17 protein-coding genes and 1 pseudogene are annotated in these 16,022 nt (G+C 39.7%); 14 read left to right on the plus strand and 4 right to left on the minus strand.

The window, feature by feature from the left end:
* Positions 1 to 145 precede the first annotated feature (145 nt).
* The 3 genes from L0P31_RS08010 to L0P31_RS08020 are packed head-to-tail and all read right to left on the minus strand — an operon-like array spanning position 146 to position 2,296.
* Entirely contained in the window at positions 146 to 1,540 is a 1,395-nt protein-coding gene (locus L0P31_RS08010; RefSeq protein ID WP_002368310.1) for an FtsK/SpoIIIE domain-containing protein, read from the minus strand.
* 39 nt (positions 1,541 to 1,579) lie between these two features.
* The gene (locus L0P31_RS08015) at positions 1,580 to 1,966 is read right to left on the minus strand and encodes a YdcP family protein (protein ID WP_000985040.1); all 387 of its coding nucleotides are present in this window, start codon (positions 1,964 to 1,966) and stop codon (positions 1,580 to 1,582) included.
* Between the two features lie 15 nt (positions 1,967 to 1,981).
* The gene (locus L0P31_RS08020; RefSeq protein ID WP_000420681.1) at positions 1,982 to 2,296 is read right to left on the minus strand and encodes a YdcP family protein; all 315 of its coding nucleotides are present in this window, start codon (positions 2,294 to 2,296) and stop codon (positions 1,982 to 1,984) included.
* Positions 2,297 to 2,680: 384 nt separating this feature from the next.
* On the opposite strand from L0P31_RS08020, the gene L0P31_RS08025 reads away from it, so the two are divergent.
* The 9 genes and pseudogenes from L0P31_RS08025 to purB all read left to right on the plus strand — a co-directional run bounded on the left by L0P31_RS08025 (position 2,681) and on the right by purB (position 10,363).
* The gene (locus L0P31_RS08025) at positions 2,681 to 4,117 is read left to right on the plus strand and encodes an ATP-dependent nuclease (RefSeq protein WP_238096417.1); all 1,437 of its coding nucleotides are present in this window, start codon (positions 2,681 to 2,683) and stop codon (positions 4,115 to 4,117) included.
* Positions 4,110 to 5,246: an HNH endonuclease family protein gene (locus L0P31_RS08030; RefSeq protein WP_238096419.1), complete on the plus strand. Its 1,137-nt coding sequence runs from the start codon at positions 4,110 to 4,112 to the stop codon at positions 5,244 to 5,246. Before L0P31_RS08025 ends, L0P31_RS08030 begins: the two co-directional genes overlap by 8 nt.
* 2 nt (positions 5,247 to 5,248) lie before the next feature.
* Positions 5,249 to 5,404 (plus strand): annotated as a pseudogene (locus L0P31_RS08035) (IMP cyclohydrolase); the annotation flags it as partial.
* A 120-nt stretch (positions 5,405 to 5,524) separates the two neighbouring features.
* Complete coding sequence (gene purD / locus L0P31_RS08040; protein ID WP_238096421.1) at positions 5,525 to 6,790, plus strand: phosphoribosylamine--glycine ligase; 1,266 nt, start codon at positions 5,525 to 5,527, stop codon at positions 6,788 to 6,790.
* A 252-nt stretch (positions 6,791 to 7,042) separates the two neighbouring features.
* Entirely contained in the window at positions 7,043 to 7,171 is a 129-nt protein-coding gene (locus L0P31_RS09415; RefSeq protein WP_337926985.1) for a phosphoribosylaminoimidazole carboxylase, read from the plus strand.
* Between the two features lie 29 nt (positions 7,172 to 7,200).
* Positions 7,201 to 7,689 carry a 5-(carboxyamino)imidazole ribonucleotide mutase gene (purE, locus tag L0P31_RS08045; RefSeq protein ID WP_238096422.1) on the plus strand — a complete coding sequence of 163 codons (489 nt, stop codon included), beginning with the start codon at positions 7,201 to 7,203 and terminating at the stop codon, positions 7,687 to 7,689.
* On the plus strand, positions 7,676 to 8,767 hold the full coding sequence (purK, locus tag L0P31_RS08050; RefSeq protein WP_238096424.1) for a 5-(carboxyamino)imidazole ribonucleotide synthase: 1,092 nt from the start codon (positions 7,676 to 7,678) through the stop codon (positions 8,765 to 8,767). Before purE ends, purK begins: the two co-directional genes overlap by 14 nt.
* A 9-nt stretch (positions 8,768 to 8,776) precedes the next feature.
* Positions 8,777 to 9,001 (plus strand): phosphoribosylaminoimidazole carboxylase, encoded by a 225-nt coding sequence (locus L0P31_RS08055; protein WP_238096426.1) that lies wholly within the window; start codon positions 8,777 to 8,779, stop codon positions 8,999 to 9,001.
* A 66-nt stretch (positions 9,002 to 9,067) separates the two neighbouring features.
* Positions 9,068 to 10,363, plus strand: coding sequence for an adenylosuccinate lyase (gene purB, locus L0P31_RS08060; protein ID WP_033688008.1), 1,296 nt, complete (start codon positions 9,068 to 9,070; stop codon positions 10,361 to 10,363).
* A 209-nt stretch (positions 10,364 to 10,572) separates the two neighbouring features.
* Here purB and L0P31_RS08065 read toward each other — a convergent pair whose 3' ends face one another.
* Positions 10,573 to 11,289, minus strand: coding sequence for a GntR family transcriptional regulator (locus tag L0P31_RS08065; protein ID WP_031237756.1), 717 nt, complete (start codon positions 11,287 to 11,289; stop codon positions 10,573 to 10,575).
* Positions 11,290 to 11,607: 318 nt separating this feature from the next.
* On the opposite strand from L0P31_RS08065, the gene L0P31_RS08070 reads away from it, so the two are divergent.
* Genes L0P31_RS08070 through L0P31_RS08090 form a run of 5 tightly spaced genes read left to right on the plus strand, consistent with a single transcriptional unit; the run spans position 11,608 to position 16,016 of the window.
* Complete coding sequence (locus L0P31_RS08070; protein WP_238096428.1) at positions 11,608 to 13,395, plus strand: glycoside hydrolase family 35 protein; 1,788 nt, start codon at positions 11,608 to 11,610, stop codon at positions 13,393 to 13,395.
* On the plus strand, positions 13,392 to 13,868 hold the full coding sequence (locus L0P31_RS08075; protein WP_000156970.1) for a PTS sugar transporter subunit IIB: 477 nt from the start codon (positions 13,392 to 13,394) through the stop codon (positions 13,866 to 13,868). Before L0P31_RS08070 ends, L0P31_RS08075 begins: the two co-directional genes overlap by 4 nt.
* A 26-nt stretch (positions 13,869 to 13,894) precedes the next feature.
* Positions 13,895 to 14,800 carry a PTS mannose/fructose/sorbose/N-acetylgalactosamine transporter subunit IIC gene (locus L0P31_RS08080; protein WP_023944066.1) on the plus strand — a complete coding sequence of 302 codons (906 nt, stop codon included), beginning with the start codon at positions 13,895 to 13,897 and terminating at the stop codon, positions 14,798 to 14,800.
* A complete protein-coding gene (locus L0P31_RS08085; RefSeq protein WP_020903317.1) occupies positions 14,787 to 15,608 on the plus strand; it encodes a PTS system mannose/fructose/sorbose family transporter subunit IID in 822 nt (273 codons plus the stop codon). The genes L0P31_RS08080 and L0P31_RS08085 overlap by 14 nt, the downstream gene beginning before the upstream one ends.
* A 3-nt stretch (positions 15,609 to 15,611) precedes the next feature.
* Positions 15,612 to 16,016, plus strand: a complete 405-nt coding sequence (locus L0P31_RS08090; protein ID WP_020903318.1) for a PTS sugar transporter subunit IIA — start codon at positions 15,612 to 15,614, stop codon at positions 16,014 to 16,016.
* The last annotated feature ends 6 nt before the right edge of the window (positions 16,017 to 16,022 follow it).

Below are 16,022 nucleotides of genomic sequence, written 5' to 3' on the forward strand. Positions count from 1 at the left end.
TTTGACATACCACGAAATTTTCTAAACTCCTTGTAACCAAAGAATTTTCTGCTATTTTTTTGACTGTTTCCTGTCGATTTGTACCCCCCTGTTAGATACGGGGGGTTAGGTGCTGGCGTGGCTATCGCCACACCAGCCAGCAAGATCAGTCCACACCTGCGACTTTCGCTTCGCACGTCGCCTGCGTGGACTGTCTGCTGTTGGTTAGTTTTTTTATTTCCTCCAAAAAGTCATGACCTTTTGGTACTAAGGGAGTGTAAAATTCTGATATGACACTTGTTCCCACATCAACATAGCCACGACCTTTGATTTGTTTTAAGAAGAAATCTTTTTGTACATCACTGCCAAACATCATGCCATAGCCCATTTCAGACATTCTTCCAAGTGCCACTCTGAAATTAAACTGGTCACGGATTCCGTCGCCTAAATATTTTGCGTCTGGACGTTGACAAGCCAGTATTAAAAAGAAGCCAGCTTGACGACCTAACATGACAATCTGTTTGAGCTTGTTTAAGACTGCGGTATTTTCTTTATTTCCCAGCATTTCCATGAAAGCCACGTATTCATCAAAGATAAGAAAGTTTGCAGGAAGTCCTAAGTAGGCATAGTTCTCGCCAGTCTTATAGTTTTCCATCTCTTTCATAGCTTCACTTCGTGCCATCATTTCATCATAGAAACGGTCAATGCAGGAGAGCATATCTTCTTTTCTGTAGTAGACATTCCCCATCACAGAGCCTAAGTCGGCAAGGTCGGCGTTCTTTGGGTCAAGAATATAGAGCTTAGAATCTGTATAAAGCAAGGCTTCAATCAGTGTCAGTATAAAGTAAGTTTTACCGCCACCTGTACCACCAGCTATGAGCATGTGAGGGAGCTTGTCATATTCCCACCATACGTTTTCCATCAAGCGTAGTTTGCCATCTTTGGCTTGGACTTCATCAATAGAAATACGACTGGCGATGGTGTCATAGAGCAGGGTATATTCCACATAAGAATCTTTTAACTCTTTATCCGTCAGCTCACAGTACAATCCGCTTTCTAATTTCTTTTCCAAGTGTAGGAGCTGGTCTTGATATTTTCCTAGCGTGATTTCCACTCGCATCTGTATTAAACCATCTTTAAGGCGATAAAATATTTTGGGAAAGTAGGTTATCTTTTCCTTAGTACGACTGGACGAATCTTTGAAGAAGCCATCTGTTTTGACCTGTTCCGATTCATACCACTTGTTTTCAAGTACCATCTTAGCCAGCTTTTGACGGTGGTACAGTTGTTTTACTGTATCATATCTATATCTTTTGAATAGAAATGCCACCAGCAAGCAGACAAGAATTGCGACACTAACACTAATAACTAAATAGGGAATGTGAATCTTGTCTACTTGTGATAGGTTAAAGTCCTGCCAGTTAATCTGCTGGATTGTCTTCACATGAAACAGTCCGATAACCAGCAGGAAAATTGGCAGTAAGGACGCTACTGTAAAATGAAAGACTAAATCCTTGTCACTTGGGCGAATCCTTTTACCACGAATGCCAAACTGTTTCATGCGGGATTTCCTCCTTTCTCTCTAGTGGAAGTAGCATGACTATTTATCCGTGGCTGGCTCTTTTTTAGGTTGTGGCTGATTTTTAAAGGTACTGGAATCTTTCGTCAATACAATATCGTCTGCCTTGATATACCAGTCAACATCTGCCCCTCGGAAGGTAGCGGTAGCGACGGTATCTGCAACTGGATTGATGATTTCCACTTTTGCGTTATAGTCAAACTCTTTCAAAGGAACACTGGCAGGAATACTCACTTGAATCATACGTCCTTGCCCTTTGGATTTTAAATCATAGGTACGTTCTTTGATTTCATCTGAAACCGTACCGTCGTCATTTTGGATTCGTACTTCACGACGGAGTGCTGAAAACTTTAATTCTCCAAATGTAGCGTCTTTATCTAATACAATGCCATTAGGTAATCTCATCATTTTTCCTCTCTTTCTTTATTCTTTTATCATGTCGTCCGCATGTAAAAGGTAATTTGTGAATCCACGAGTACCAATTTTATAGCCCTCTGCGGTAATACGTGGATTGACTAACATTACACGTTCCTCAAAGCCGAAATGTTTTTCTCCAGCTTCAGCAGGAAGCACCACCACAATATCATCTGCTCTTTGAACGTCAGAATAGAGGTTGTAGCTTCGAGATAAGACAGTTAATTGTCCGTTGATTCTTCGCTGTTCTACTTTATCCTCGCCAGCAAATTCTAAATTGCCAAATGTTTTTTCCATGTTGGGAATCACAAATTTAAGTTCCATATTTTTACCTATCCTTTCTTTTTATTGTTTGATAAATCTTGTTTGTTTGATGGTCTTAAAGGGAGGGGAGCGACCTTTTGATTCTTGATTTTCTGTTTTCATAAGTTCACTTCCTTTCAAATATTGGGTAAAAAAATAGACACCTCATTTTTTGAAGTGTCTACCTATTAAATATTCAATTTTATTGGAAGTATCTTTGTATCTTCACTTTTCAAGGATAAATCGTCGTATCAAAGCTCATTCATAAGTAGTAAATTAGTAGTAAATTGAGTGGTTTTGACCTTGATAAAGTGTGATAAGTCCAGTGTTTATGCGGATAATTAGATTTTTATACTGTTTTTTCATATTAAAGATAATCTTTTTTTGATTGATGGTAGTCCCAGTTTGATTGATAAAATAGAGAATTTGAGTACAGAGAAAGGGTTATTTGTGAGCGTGGGGAACAATAAGTTTGTCACTCCTTCTAATAGTCAAATAAGTATAGAATTACAAATATCCTTAATTAGATCTAGTCCAATTGTAGATTGGTTCAACAGAGATTCTTATAGAACTTTTAACTCGCATAGTAGTCCTATAATCCGGAATGTAAAGCAAGTGGAATCTGCTGAAAATGTGTTTCGATTTATTGTAGAAGCCAAAAACAGTAATGTTACAAAGCAAAAAATTTTTTTAAAAGTTAATCAGAAACAGTTATACTCATCCAATAGTCCAGCTATATTAGATGAACTCTATGGTAATGATCGAATTATGGATGTTGAAGATGTATTACCAGAACAGTTGAAAAGAAGGTTGAGATTGAAAGTTGGAGAAAATTCTAGTAGCTTCAATAGTCGAATAGTCCAAAATTATTACTTTAGAAAACATAAAATACATTTTTTTATAGTTCAAGTTTTAGAAAAGTATTTACTGAATCTGATAGAATTTTTAGAAAAAAATGGAGAGCCAAGAAAAAGAATTTTCTCTATTATAAAAGAGTCAAATAGGGGGGATTTTAATAGATTGCGGGAAGTAGATTTATTTTACTTGCGGGAAGACTATATTTCAGAGCAATTTTTGAAAGATAAAATAGCCTTTTTGGAAAACATAGTAAATGATTTAAGAGACTGGGGTGAGAGGATAAAATATTTTGAAGGGAAAAGTAGTAGAGATACTCCATTTATTAATCGAGATGCTTTAAAGGCTCTTATTTCTAACTTTAAGAATTCGGAGGAATATGGATATTTCCAAGGTAACGCTTATAAAATTGAAGTATCTAGTTCTTCTTTGAGTAACAAAGATATAAATTTTAACTTCATAGAATTGCTTATGGTAGAATTTTCCGATTTATTCTCCGTTCAATTTGAAAATCTAAGCGACGGAGAGATTGTCTATTTTAACACGTTTTCTTCAATATTCATGGAAATAAGGAAAGCGAGTAAAGATGGGAGGGATTGTGTTCTGGTATTAGATGAGCCTGATTTGAACCTTCATCCAGAATGGTGTAGAAGATTTATTGATGATTGTATCACTCTTGTTAATAACTATTCAGCTGTGAATATTCAGTTTATTATAGCGACGCATTCTCCATATATGATTTCAGATGTTCCCAAAGAAAATGTTTTTTCTCTGGAAGAGAAAGAGAAGATGATAGTAATCAAAAGAGCAGAAAAAACTTTTGCTGCAAATATTATTGATATATTGTCAGATACATTCTTTTTGGACTACTCAATCGGGGAATTTGCTAGAAAAAAAATATTAAAACGTGATAAAGAGATTTATCAATATATTGATGATCCAGTTTTGAAGATACTAATTGAAAGAAGTATAGAAGATAGTGATTAAATTAGAATTACCTCAGGAACCACAAATAAAAGAAATTAATGCATGTTTCGAAAATTACTACAAGAGTTTATTAGAAAAATTATCTACGGGAGGAAATACGTATAGAATAATTCCAGAAATTTTGAAATTATGTGGCAATATGAATAATTTTAAATTATTGATAACTGATGAATGGTTTAATATAAAAAACAAATCAGACAGTTTATTGTTTGAGTATTATTTAGTAGGTAGATTTTATTTGGAGCTAAAAAAAATGAAAGCTTCGGATGAAAAGAAATATAGAATAGAGTGGGTTTCTAATATTCTGCAATGTACAACTCACTATCCCAAAATGGAAGAATTAATTGATTGTAATTATCTCTACTATAGGACTGCTAATTTTTCTAATTTTAAAAAAGAAAATAATAAGGTTTTTAGTAAATTTATAGAATTGAATGAAAAACTCGAAAAATTTTTAAATTATAAGCAGTTTAGAAAATTATATAGAGTAAGATTATGGGGGTTATACAGTTGCGAGGTTTGTCCGTATTGTAATTCAAACTCTATTGTTAACCATAGAAAATTTACGACTGCAGATATAGAGCATTTTTACCCTCAATCAATCTTTTCTCTATTTTGTGTATCAAAATTCAATTTAGTTCCATCTTGTAAAGATTGTAATCAACAGTTTAAAGGGTCAAAATACTTTCATTATAATCCTCGTTATTATGGGCTTGATGAATATTTTAAATTTAAATTTTCTGTCAGTACCTTTTCTGAGCAGACAATTGATAATTACTTATCACATTCTAGAGATATTGAAAAGGATAACATTATTTTAACAACAACATTATACACTAAAGATAAGTATGTTAAAAAAACATTATCAGATTTAGCTATTGAGATTCGATATAATGCTTTAACTAGTAATCTAGATGCTGTATTTGATTTCATACAGCACACTAGAAAGCTTAGAAATGGATCATTAAAACATTTAAAAGAGGTAGGAGATGAAAAATATATTTTTAAAACACATTTTTTATTAGATAGAGAAGTTTATAAAAATCGAACCTTTATGAATGTAGAAAACGGAAAATTTAAAGCAGATATAATTGATATGTTTCAGGATTACATAGGAGAGCTTTTGTAGATTTTGTTTTTGTTAATAACGTGGAAGAAATCGCCAAAGCAGGTATCAAGGCCATCATCCAGCCAGGTGGGTCCGTCCGTGACCAAGAGTCTATCGAAGCTGCGGATAAATATGGCTTGACCATGGTCTTTACAGGCGTGAGACATTTTAGACATTAAGAAGGTAAAGGGAAGAAAACAGTTTCTTTCCTTTTTTGCGTAAAAATGCGAAGTGAAACAAGATTAAAACGAACGTTTATGTTATAATGTTAGTAAATAATTCGCAAAAGAGGTTGAGAAATGAAACTGCTTGTTGTCGGTTCGGGTGGTCGTGAGCATGCGATTGCTAAAAAGTTACTTGAATCAAAAGACGTTGAAAAAGTATTTGTAGCTCCTGGAAATGACGGAATGACTCTGGATGGTTTGGAATTGGTAAATATCTCTATTTCCGAACATTCTAAATTGATTGAATTTGCAAAAGCCAACGATATTGCTTGGACCTTTATAGGGCCAGATGACGCCCTTGCGGCTGGTATCGTGGATGATTTCCATGCAGCTGGTCTCAAAGCCTTTGGTCCGACAAGATTGGCAGCGGAGCTGGAGTGGTCCAAGGATTTTGCCAAGGAAATCATGGTCAAATACGGCGTTCCGACAGCAGCCTATGGTACATTTTCAGATTTCGAGGCAGCTAAGGCTTATATCGAGGAGAAAGGCGCTCCAATCGTCGTCAAGGCGGATGGTTTGGCTCTTGGGAAAGGTGTTGTCGTTGCTGAGACAGTCGAGCAAGCAGTAGAAGCCGCTCACGAGATGCTTTTAGACAATAAATTTGGTGACTCAGGTGCGCGTGTAGTCATTGAGGAATTCCTTGAAGGAGAGGAATTTTCACTCTTTGCCTTTGTAAATGGGGACAAGTTCTACATCATGCCAACGGCTCAGGACCACAAACGTGCGTACGATGGGGACAAGGGCTCTAATACGGGAGGTATGGGTGCCTATGCACCAGTTCCACACTTGCCACATAGTGTAGTTGATACAGCGGTTGACACCATTGTCAAGCCAGTCCTCGAAGGGATGATTAAAGAAGGTCGCCCTTATCTGGGTGTTCTTTATGCAGGGCTTATCTTGACAGCTGATGGACCTAAGGTTATCGAGTTTAATGCTCGTTTCGGAGATCCTGAGACCCAGATTATCCTGCCTCGTTTGACATCTGACTTTGCCCAAAATATCACAGATATTCTGGATGGCAAGGAGCCAAACATCACCTGGACGGACAAGAGTGTGACTCTGGGTGTGGTTGTCGCATCAAACGGTTACCCACTGGCTTATGAGAAGGGTGTTGAGTTGCCAGCCAAGACAGAGGGTGATATCATCACCTACTATGCAGGGGCTAAGTTTGCGGAAAATAGCAGAGTCCTTCTGTCAAACGGCGGACGTGTTTATATGCTCGTCACCACCGCAGATACCGTCGAAGAAGCTCAAAACACCATCTACAGTCAACTCGCCCAACAAAAAACAGATGGCCTCTTCTACCGAACCGATATTGGGAGTAAGGCGATAAAAGATTAAAAGACACTAAATTTATCATGGCGAGCGAAAGCGAACCGAAGTAAGATAATAATCGCCGTGGTGAAAAGACCAGAACAGTATCTGTTCTGGTCTAGGGAAAATTTGAGACCTTAGGCTCAAATTTTAGGAATGAAACCGAAGGTTTGCTTCCGTCCCCCCCCCAAGACCATTATCAAAAAAGAATTAGCAAAAATTCACAAAATACGTTAATGGTCGCATAACTTGCGAGCGTTAGCGAACTAATATATAACAATCACTGCCGTTGTAAAAAAACGATTGGATGACAATCCAATCGTTCAGGGAAATTGGAAGACCTTGGGCTTCCAATTTAGGCATGAGCCCCCTTTGGTGGTTGCTTCCGTCCCTCACAACCTAAGGTGATTGTTGAAAAAGAGGAAAAAGGAGAAGAAATGAAACCCGTAATTTCTATTATCATGGGCTCAAAATCCGACTGGGCAACCATGCAAAAAACAGCAGAAGTCCTAGACCGCTTTGGTGTAGCCTACGAGAAGAAGGTTGTCTCTGCCCACCGCACTCCAGACCTCATGTTCAAGCATGCAGAAGAGGTCCGTAGCCGTGGGATCAAGGTCATTATTGCAGGTGCTGGAGGCGCAGCTCATTTGCCAGGTATGGTCGCAGCTAAAACAACCCTTCCAGTCATTGGTGTGCCTGTAAAATCGCGTGCCCTTAGTGGTGTGGACTCGCTCTACTCTATCGTCCAGATGCCAGGTGGAGTGCCTGTCGCAACTATGGCTATCGGTGAAGCAGGTGCGACCAACGCTGCCCTCTTTGCCCTTCGTCTCCTATCAGTAGAGGATCAGTCTATCGCGACAGCACTGGCAGATTTCGCAGAGGAGCAAGGAAAAATCGCAGAGGAGTCGACAAATGAGCTCATCTAAAACAATCGGAATTATCGGTGGCGGCCAGCTGGGTCAGATGATGGCTATCTCTGCTATCTACATGGGGCACAAGGTTATAGCGCTGGATCCTGCGGCAGATTGCCCGGCCTCTTGCGTGGCGGAAATCATCGTGGCGCCTTATAATGACGTGGATGCTCTGCGTCAGTTGGCTGAGCGTTGCGATGTCCTCACCTATGAGTTTGAAAATGTCGATGCTGACGGTTTGGATGCGGTTATCAAGGATGGACAACTCCCTCAAGGGACAGATCTGCTCCGCATTTCCCAAAATCGCATTTTTGAAAAGGACTTTCTTTCAAACAAGGCTCAAGTCACTGTAGCACCCTACAAGGTTGTGACTTCAAGTCAAGATTTGACAGATATCGATCTATCGAAAAACTATGTCCTTAAGACTGCGACTGGTGGCTACGATGGTCATGGGCAAAAGGTCATTCGTTCAGAAGCAGACTTGGAAGAAGCCTATGTACTAGCCGATTCAGCCGACTGCGTTTTGGAAGAATTTGTTAATTTTGACCTTGAAATTTCTGTCATCGTATCAGGAAATGGCAAGGACGTGACGGTTTTCCCCGTACAGGAAAATATCCACCGCAACAACATTCTTTCAAAAACCATTGTGCCAGCTCGTATTTCTGAGCGTTTAGCAGACAAGGCCAAAGCCATGGCAGTGAAGATTGCTGAACAGCTTAACTTATCTGGAACTCTCTGCGTGGAAATGTTTGCGACAGCTGATGACATCATTGTCAACGAAATTGCTCCACGCCCACATAACTCTGGTCACTACTCGATTGAAGCCTGCGACTTCTCCCAGTTTGACACCCATATTTTGGGTGTTCTCGGAGCACCGTTGCCAACTATCAAATTACATGCTCCAGCCGTTATGCTTAATGTCCTCGGCCAGCATGTCGAGGTTGCTGAAAAATATGTCGCAGAAAATCCAAGCGCCCACCTCCACATGTATGGTAAAATAGAAGCAAAGCACAATCGCAAGATGGGACATGTGACTTTGTTTAGTGATGTACCGGATAGTGTGGTTGAGTTTGGGAAAGGGATTGATTTTTAGGACAAGTCTATGATTCAAATCATCGTTAACGCTTTTGTTGAAAAGGATAAGACTGGAGCAGTTGTCGAAGTCTTGTATGCTAGTAGTGATCACGAAAAGGTAAAGGCTAAATATGAAGAGCTAGTTGCTCTATATCCTGAAAACTATTTAGCAATTTATGATTTACCATTGGATACCGATCTCAATGAATTACTACACTATCCATCTGTGTTTATTGGAAAAGAGGAGTTTTAGTAGAAATCTTGGTTTACCTAGATAACTTATTCCCAACAGCTTACGAAGAAAGGAAAAATTAACAACATGATCGACCGTTACTCTCGCCCTGAGATGGCGAATATTTGGAGTGAAGAAAATAAATACCGTGCTTGGCTTGAGGTGGAAATCTTGGCTGACGAGGCATGGGCTGAGTTGGGGGAAATCCCTAAGGAAGATGTAGCTTTGATTCGTGAAAAAGCGGACTTTGACATCGACCGTATTTTGGAGATTGAGCAGGAGACGCGTCACGATGTGGTGGCTTTCACGCGTGCAGTTTCTGAGACGCTTGGTGAAGAGCGTAAGTGGGTCCACTATGGTTTGACTTCTACCGACGTGGTGGATACGGCCTACGGTTATCTTTACAAGCAGGCCAACGACATCATCCGTCGTGACCTTGAAAACTTCACCAACATCATCGCTGATAAGGCTAAGGAGCACAAGTTTACCATCATGATGGGGCGTACCCACGGTGTGCACGCTGAGCCTACAACCTTTGGTCTGAAATTGGCGACTTGGTACAGCGAAATGAAGCGCAACATCGAGCGTTTCGAGCATGCGGCTGCTGGTGTGGAAGCTGGTAAGATTTCTGGTGCGGTTGGGAACTTTGCCAACATCCCACCATTCGTTGAGCAATATGTCTGCGATAAACTGGGTATTCGTGCCCAAGAAATCTCTACACAGGTGCTTCCTCGTGACCTTCACGCTGAGTACTTTGCAGTTCTTGCTAGCATTGCGACTTCTATCGAACGTATGGCGACTGAGATTCGTGGTTTGCAAAAATCAGAACAACGTGAAGTGGAAGAATTCTTTGCTAAAGGGCAAAAAGGTTCATCTGCAATGCCTCACAAACGCAACCCTATCGGTTCTGAGAACATGACAGGTCTAGCGCGTGTTATCCGTGGTCACATGATTACTGCCTATGAGAACGTAGCTCTCTGGCACGAACGTGATATCTCTCACTCATCAGCTGAGCGCATCATTACACCAGATACGACTATTTTGATTGACTACATGCTCAACCGTTTTGGAAATATTGTCAAGAATTTGACAGTCTTCCCAGAAAACATGATCCGCAACATGAACTCGACTTTTGGTTTGATTTTCAGTCAACGTGCTATGTTGACCTTGATTGAAAAAGGAATGACCCGTGAGCAAGCCTATGACTTGGTACAACCAAAAACAGCCTACTCTTGGGACAATCAAGTAGACTTTAAACCACTTCTTGAAGCAGATCCAGAAGTGACATCACGCCTCACACAAGAGGAAATCGACGAAATCTTCAACCCTCTTTACTACACTAAACGAGTGGATGATATCTTTGAACGTCTTGGTTTAGGATAATTAAAATAAAATCGAAGTTCTATTACTCTATTTACTGGAGTAGAAGAACTTCGATTTTTATTTTTTCTTCAAGTACTTTTGATAAAAATTACCTATATTTTAGTAAAATTTAAACAAATTTAGTCTATCTTAATTGACATATAGAAAATACATTTTTAATGTCATATAATAAGCATAGAAAAAGCCCAAGCAAGGCTCAGGCTTTCTTCTTAGTGATCACGGTCACATGAAATGAATTTAATCTTGTAGTAATCCGCTCGTTTATAAGTTTCGCTGTAAGCAAGAACTTGACCAGTAGACTCAAGCTTAGTAGTCTTGGTTTGTAAAACGGTTGGGAATTGTTCATCGACTCCGAGGACCGAAGCCGCATGTTCTGGAGTTGGAAATGCTATTTCATTGATTTCTTCAAAATGTTCATCATTCATGTGAATGTGGTAATCCAATTTGAAACGGTTATAGATTGAGCTATAATATTCAAGATTTGGATAATTTGCGTTGATATATTGTTCTGGGATGTAAGATGTATGGTAGATGTACACAACACCACCTGTTTCGCGTACGCGTTCAATCTTGTAGTAGAACTGATCTCCGCGTAGTCCAAGTTTTTCTAAGTAGCTTAGTTTATTTCCACGCTCAATAGAAAGGACGGTAACTTTATCATCTTTAGTTTCAAAAACTTCTACATCTGAAAACTCTACGAGTTTGTGTTTGCGTGCGCGTGAAACGAATGTACCCTTTCCTTGTTGACGGACAATATAGCCATCCTTGGCAAGGTCGTTTAAAGCGCGAACAACTGTGATAGAACTAACATCATACATTGCAATCAATTCAGCTTCAGTGTAGAATTTATCTCCACTGGCAAATTGACCAGAAATGATTTTGTTCTTTAACTCATCTTTAATATATTGATACTTTGGAATTGCCATATTTTCACCTCGATTTTCCTTCTCCGTTAAAGATTTTACCATAAAACTGGAAAGAATAGTAGCCTTTTGAATAAAAAAATTAGAATAATAGGCTATAAGGTTAATTTACATAGGAATAAATAGAAAAACCTACATTTTTATACATGGTGCTAAAATGTTGTTATGACTATAGATTACAAGATTTTTATAAGTTTTTTGTGTAAAATTTAGTGAAAAATGAAAAAAATTGTGAAAACCTATTGACAAATGTAAGATATTGAGATATATTTACTATATCAACAAATGAAAGCGTAAACTTTATTGTCAGAAGGTAAGAATATGACACGATTTGAGATACGGGATGATTTTTATCTCGATGGAAAATCATTTAAGATTTTATCTGGCGCCATTCATTATTTTAGGGTTCCTCCAGAAGATTGGTATCATTCGCTCTATAACTTGAAGGCTCTTGGTTTTAATACAGTAGAGACTTATGTGGCCTGGAATTTACACGAGCCTCGTGAGGGTGAGTTTCACTTTGAAGGAGCTCTGGATTTGGAGCGATTTCTTCAGACAGCACAAGATTTGGGTCTCTACGCTATCGTTCGTCCGTCACCCTTCATCTGTGCGGAGTGGGAATTCGGTGGCTTACCAGCCTGGCTCTTAACAAAGAATATGAGACTTCGTTCCTCAGATCCTGCTTATATTGAAGCTATCGGTCGCTACTATGACCAGCTCTTGTCACGATTGGTGCCACATTTGTTGGACAAGGGTGGCAATATCATCATGATGCAGGTTGAAAATGAGTATGGTTCTTATGGAGAAGATAAGGCTTATCTGAGAGCAATTCGACAGTTGATGGAAGAGCGTTGCGTAACCTGTCCTCTCTTTACATCAGATGGTCCATGGAGAGCTACTCTGAAAGCTGGAACCTTAATCGAAGATGACCTCTTTGTGACAGGGAACTTTGGTTCTAAGGCACCTTATAACTTTTCACAGATGCAGGAATTCTTTGATGAGCATGGTAAGAAATGGCCACTCATGTGTATGGAGTTCTGGGACGGCTGGTTCAATCGTTGGAAAGAACCGATTATCACACGGGATCCCAAAGAATTGGCAGATGCAGTTCGAGAGGTTTTGGAACAAGGTTCCATCAATCTTTACATGTTCCATGGTGGTACAAACTTTGGCTTCATGAATGGTTGCTCGGCTCGAGGAACCTTGGATTTGCCACAAGTTACATCTTATGATTACGATGCCCTTCTGGATGAAGAAGGAAATCCAACTGCCAAATATCTGGCAGTCAAGAAGATGATGGCAACACATTTTCCAGAGTATCCGCAGTTGGAACCACTCTACAAAGAGAGTATGGAGTTGGATGCTATTCCACTAGTTGAAAAAGTTTCCTTGTTTGAAACTTTGGATAGCTTGTCAAGTCCAGTAGAAAGCCTCTATCCTAAAAAGATGGAGGAGTTGGGACAAAGCTATGGCTATCTACTCTATCGAACAGAAACAAACTGGGATGCAGAAGAAGAAAGAATTCGTATCATTGACGGTCGAGATAGAGCTCAGCTTTATGTCGATGGTCAGTGGGTCGAAACCCAATATCAGACAGAAATTGGGGAAGATATTTTTTATCAAGGTAAAAAGAAAGCGCTATCTAGGTTAGATATCTTGGTAGAAAATATGGGACGTGTCAACTATGGACACAAGTTCTTAGCGGATACGCAACGTAAGGGAATTCGGACAGGGGTTTGTAAGGATTTGCACTTCTTACTAAACTGGAAACACTATCCACTCCCACTAGACAATCCTGAGAAAATTGATTTTTCAAAAGGATGGACAGAAGGACAACCAGCCTTTTATGCTTATGATTTTACAATCGAAGCGCCAAAAGATACTTACCTAGACTTGTCTGAGTTTGGTAAGGGAGTTGCCTTTGTCAATGGGCAGAATCTAGGACGTTTTTGGAACGTCGGCCCGACCCTCTCGCTTTATATCCCTCATAGCTACCTCAAGGAAGGTGCAAACCGCATTATTATCTTTGAGACAGAGGGTGAATATAAAGAAGAGATTCATTTAACTCGAAAACCTACACTAAAACATATAAAGGGGGAAAACTTATGACAATTGTAGGATGCCGTATCGATGGACGTTTGATCCACGGACAAGTAGCCAATCTTTGGGCTGGAAAACTAAATGTTTCACGTATTATGGTTGTAGATGACGAAGTTGTCAACAACGACGTTGAAAAGAGTGGTTTGAAACTTGCGACACCACCAGGTGTAAAATTGAGTATTTTGCCAATTGAAAAAGCGGCAGCCAATATTCTTGCTGGTAAATATGATAGCCAACGTCTCTTTATCGTGGCTCGTAAACCAGACCGCTTCCTTGGTTTGGTCGAAGCAGGTGTACCACTTGAAACTCTCAATGTTGGGAATATGTCTCAAACACCAGAAACTCGTGCCATTACACGTTCTATCAACGTAGTGGACAAGGATGTGGAAGATTTCCACAAATTGGCAGAAAAAGGTGTTAAACTTACTGCTCAAATGGTTCCAAATGATCCAATTTCAGACTTTTTGAGCTTATTAAAATAGGAAAAAATTTTTAGGAGGTCATTGTTATGATACAATGGTGGCAAATTTTACTTCTCACTTTGTACTCAGCTTATCAAATCTGTGATGAGTTGACGATCGTTTCATCTGCAGGTTCCCCTGTATTTGCTGGTTTCATTACTGGTTTGATTATGGGAGATGTGACTACTGGTCTGCTTATCGGTGGTAACTTGCAACTGTTCGTTCTTGGGGTTGGTACCTTCGGTGGTGCTTCTCGTATCGACGCAACTTCTGGTGCGGTTCTTGCGACAGCCTTCTCTGTTTCACAAGGAATTGATACAGCACTTGCGATCACAACAATCGCTGTGCCAGTAGCAGCTCTCTTGACTTACTTCGACGTTCTTGGTCGTATGACTACTACCTTCTTTGCTCACCGTGTGGATGCGGCAATCGAACGCTTTGATTACAAAGGTATTGAACGTAACTACCTACTTGGTGCGATTCCTTGGGCTTTATCTCGTGCCCTTCCAGTCTTCTTCGCGCTTGCATTTGGTGGTGAATTTGTACAACACGTAGTAGACTTCGTTACAAAATACCAGTGGGTTGCAGATGGTTTGACACTTGCAGGACGTATGCTTCCAGGTCTTGGATTTGCAATCTTGCTTCGTTACCTTCCAGTTAAACGTAACCTTCACTACCTTGCAATGGGATTTGGTTTGACAGCTATGTTGACTGTTCTTTACTCATATGTAACAGGTCTTGGTGGCGCTGTTGCTGGTATCGTAGGTACTCTACCGAAAGATGTTGCTGAAAAAATTGGTTTCGTGAACAACTTCAAAGGTTTGTCTATGATTGGTATCTCTATCGTAGGTATCTTCCTTGCAGTGCTTCACTTCAAAAATAGCCAAAAAGTAGCTGTAGCAGAACCTTCTACACCATCAGAAAGTGGGGAAATCGAAGATGACGAATTCTAATTACAAACTTACAAAAGAAGATTTTAATCAAATCAACAAACGTAGCTTGTTTACTTTCCAATTGGGTTGGAACTACGAACGTATGCAAGCTTCTGGTTACCTTTACATGATCTTGCCTCAATTGCGTAAAATGTATGGGGATGGAACTCCTGAATTGAAAGAAATGATGAAAGTTCATACTCAATTCTTCAATACTTCACCATTCTTCCACACCATTATCGCTGGTTTTGACCTTGCCATGGAAGAAAAAGATGGTGTGGGTTCAAAAGACGCCGTTAATGGTATCAAGACAGGTTTGATGGGACCATTCGCTCCTCTTGGAGATACAATCTTTGGTTCACTTGTACCTGCGATCATGGGATCTATCGCAGCAACTATGGCTATCGGTGGTCAACCTTGGGGTATCTTCCTTTGGATTGCAGTTGCAGTAGCGTATGATATCTTCCGTTGGAAACAGTTGGAATTTGCCTACAAAGAAGGGGTTAACCTTATCAACAATATGCAAAGTACCTTGACAGCTTTGATTGACGCTGCATCTGTACTTGGTGTCTTCATGATGGGTGCTCTTGTAGCAACAATGATCAACTTTGAAATTTCTTACAAGTTGCCAATCGGTGAAAAGATGATTGATTTCCAAGACATCTTGAACCAAATCTTCCCACGTTTGCTTCCAGCAATCTTTACTGCCTTTATCTTCTGGTTGCTTGGTAAGAAAGGTATGACCTCTACTAAAGCTATCGGTATCATTATCGCTCTTGCAGTAGGTCTTTCTGCCTTTGGTAAATTTGTACTTGGAATGGGCGCATAATTTATGGCTAAATCATTAATTTTGGTGAGTCATGGTCGCTTCTGTGAAGAACTTAAAGGTAGCACTGAAATGATCATGGGTCCACAAGACAATATTCATGCAGTGGCTCTTCTTCCAGAAGATGGCCCAGAAGAATTTACTGCAAAATTTGAAGCAGCTATTGAAGGTTTGGATGATTTCCTAGTCTTTGCGGATCTTCTCGGTGGAACACCATGTAACGTGGTAAGCCGTTTGATTATGGAAGGTCGTGACATCGAACTTTACGCAGGGATGAATCTTCCAATGGTGATTGAATTTATCAATGCGAGCCTTACAGGTGCAGATGCGGACTATAAGAACCGTGCTGCAGAAAGCATTGTGAAAGTTAATGACCTGTTAGCTGGCTTCGATGATGACGAAGATGAATAATACTCT

Origin of the sequence: Streptococcus mitis (assembly GCF_022137125.1) — a bacterium.
Taxonomy (GTDB): Bacteria; Bacillota; Bacilli; order Lactobacillales; family Streptococcaceae; genus Streptococcus; species Streptococcus mitis_CE.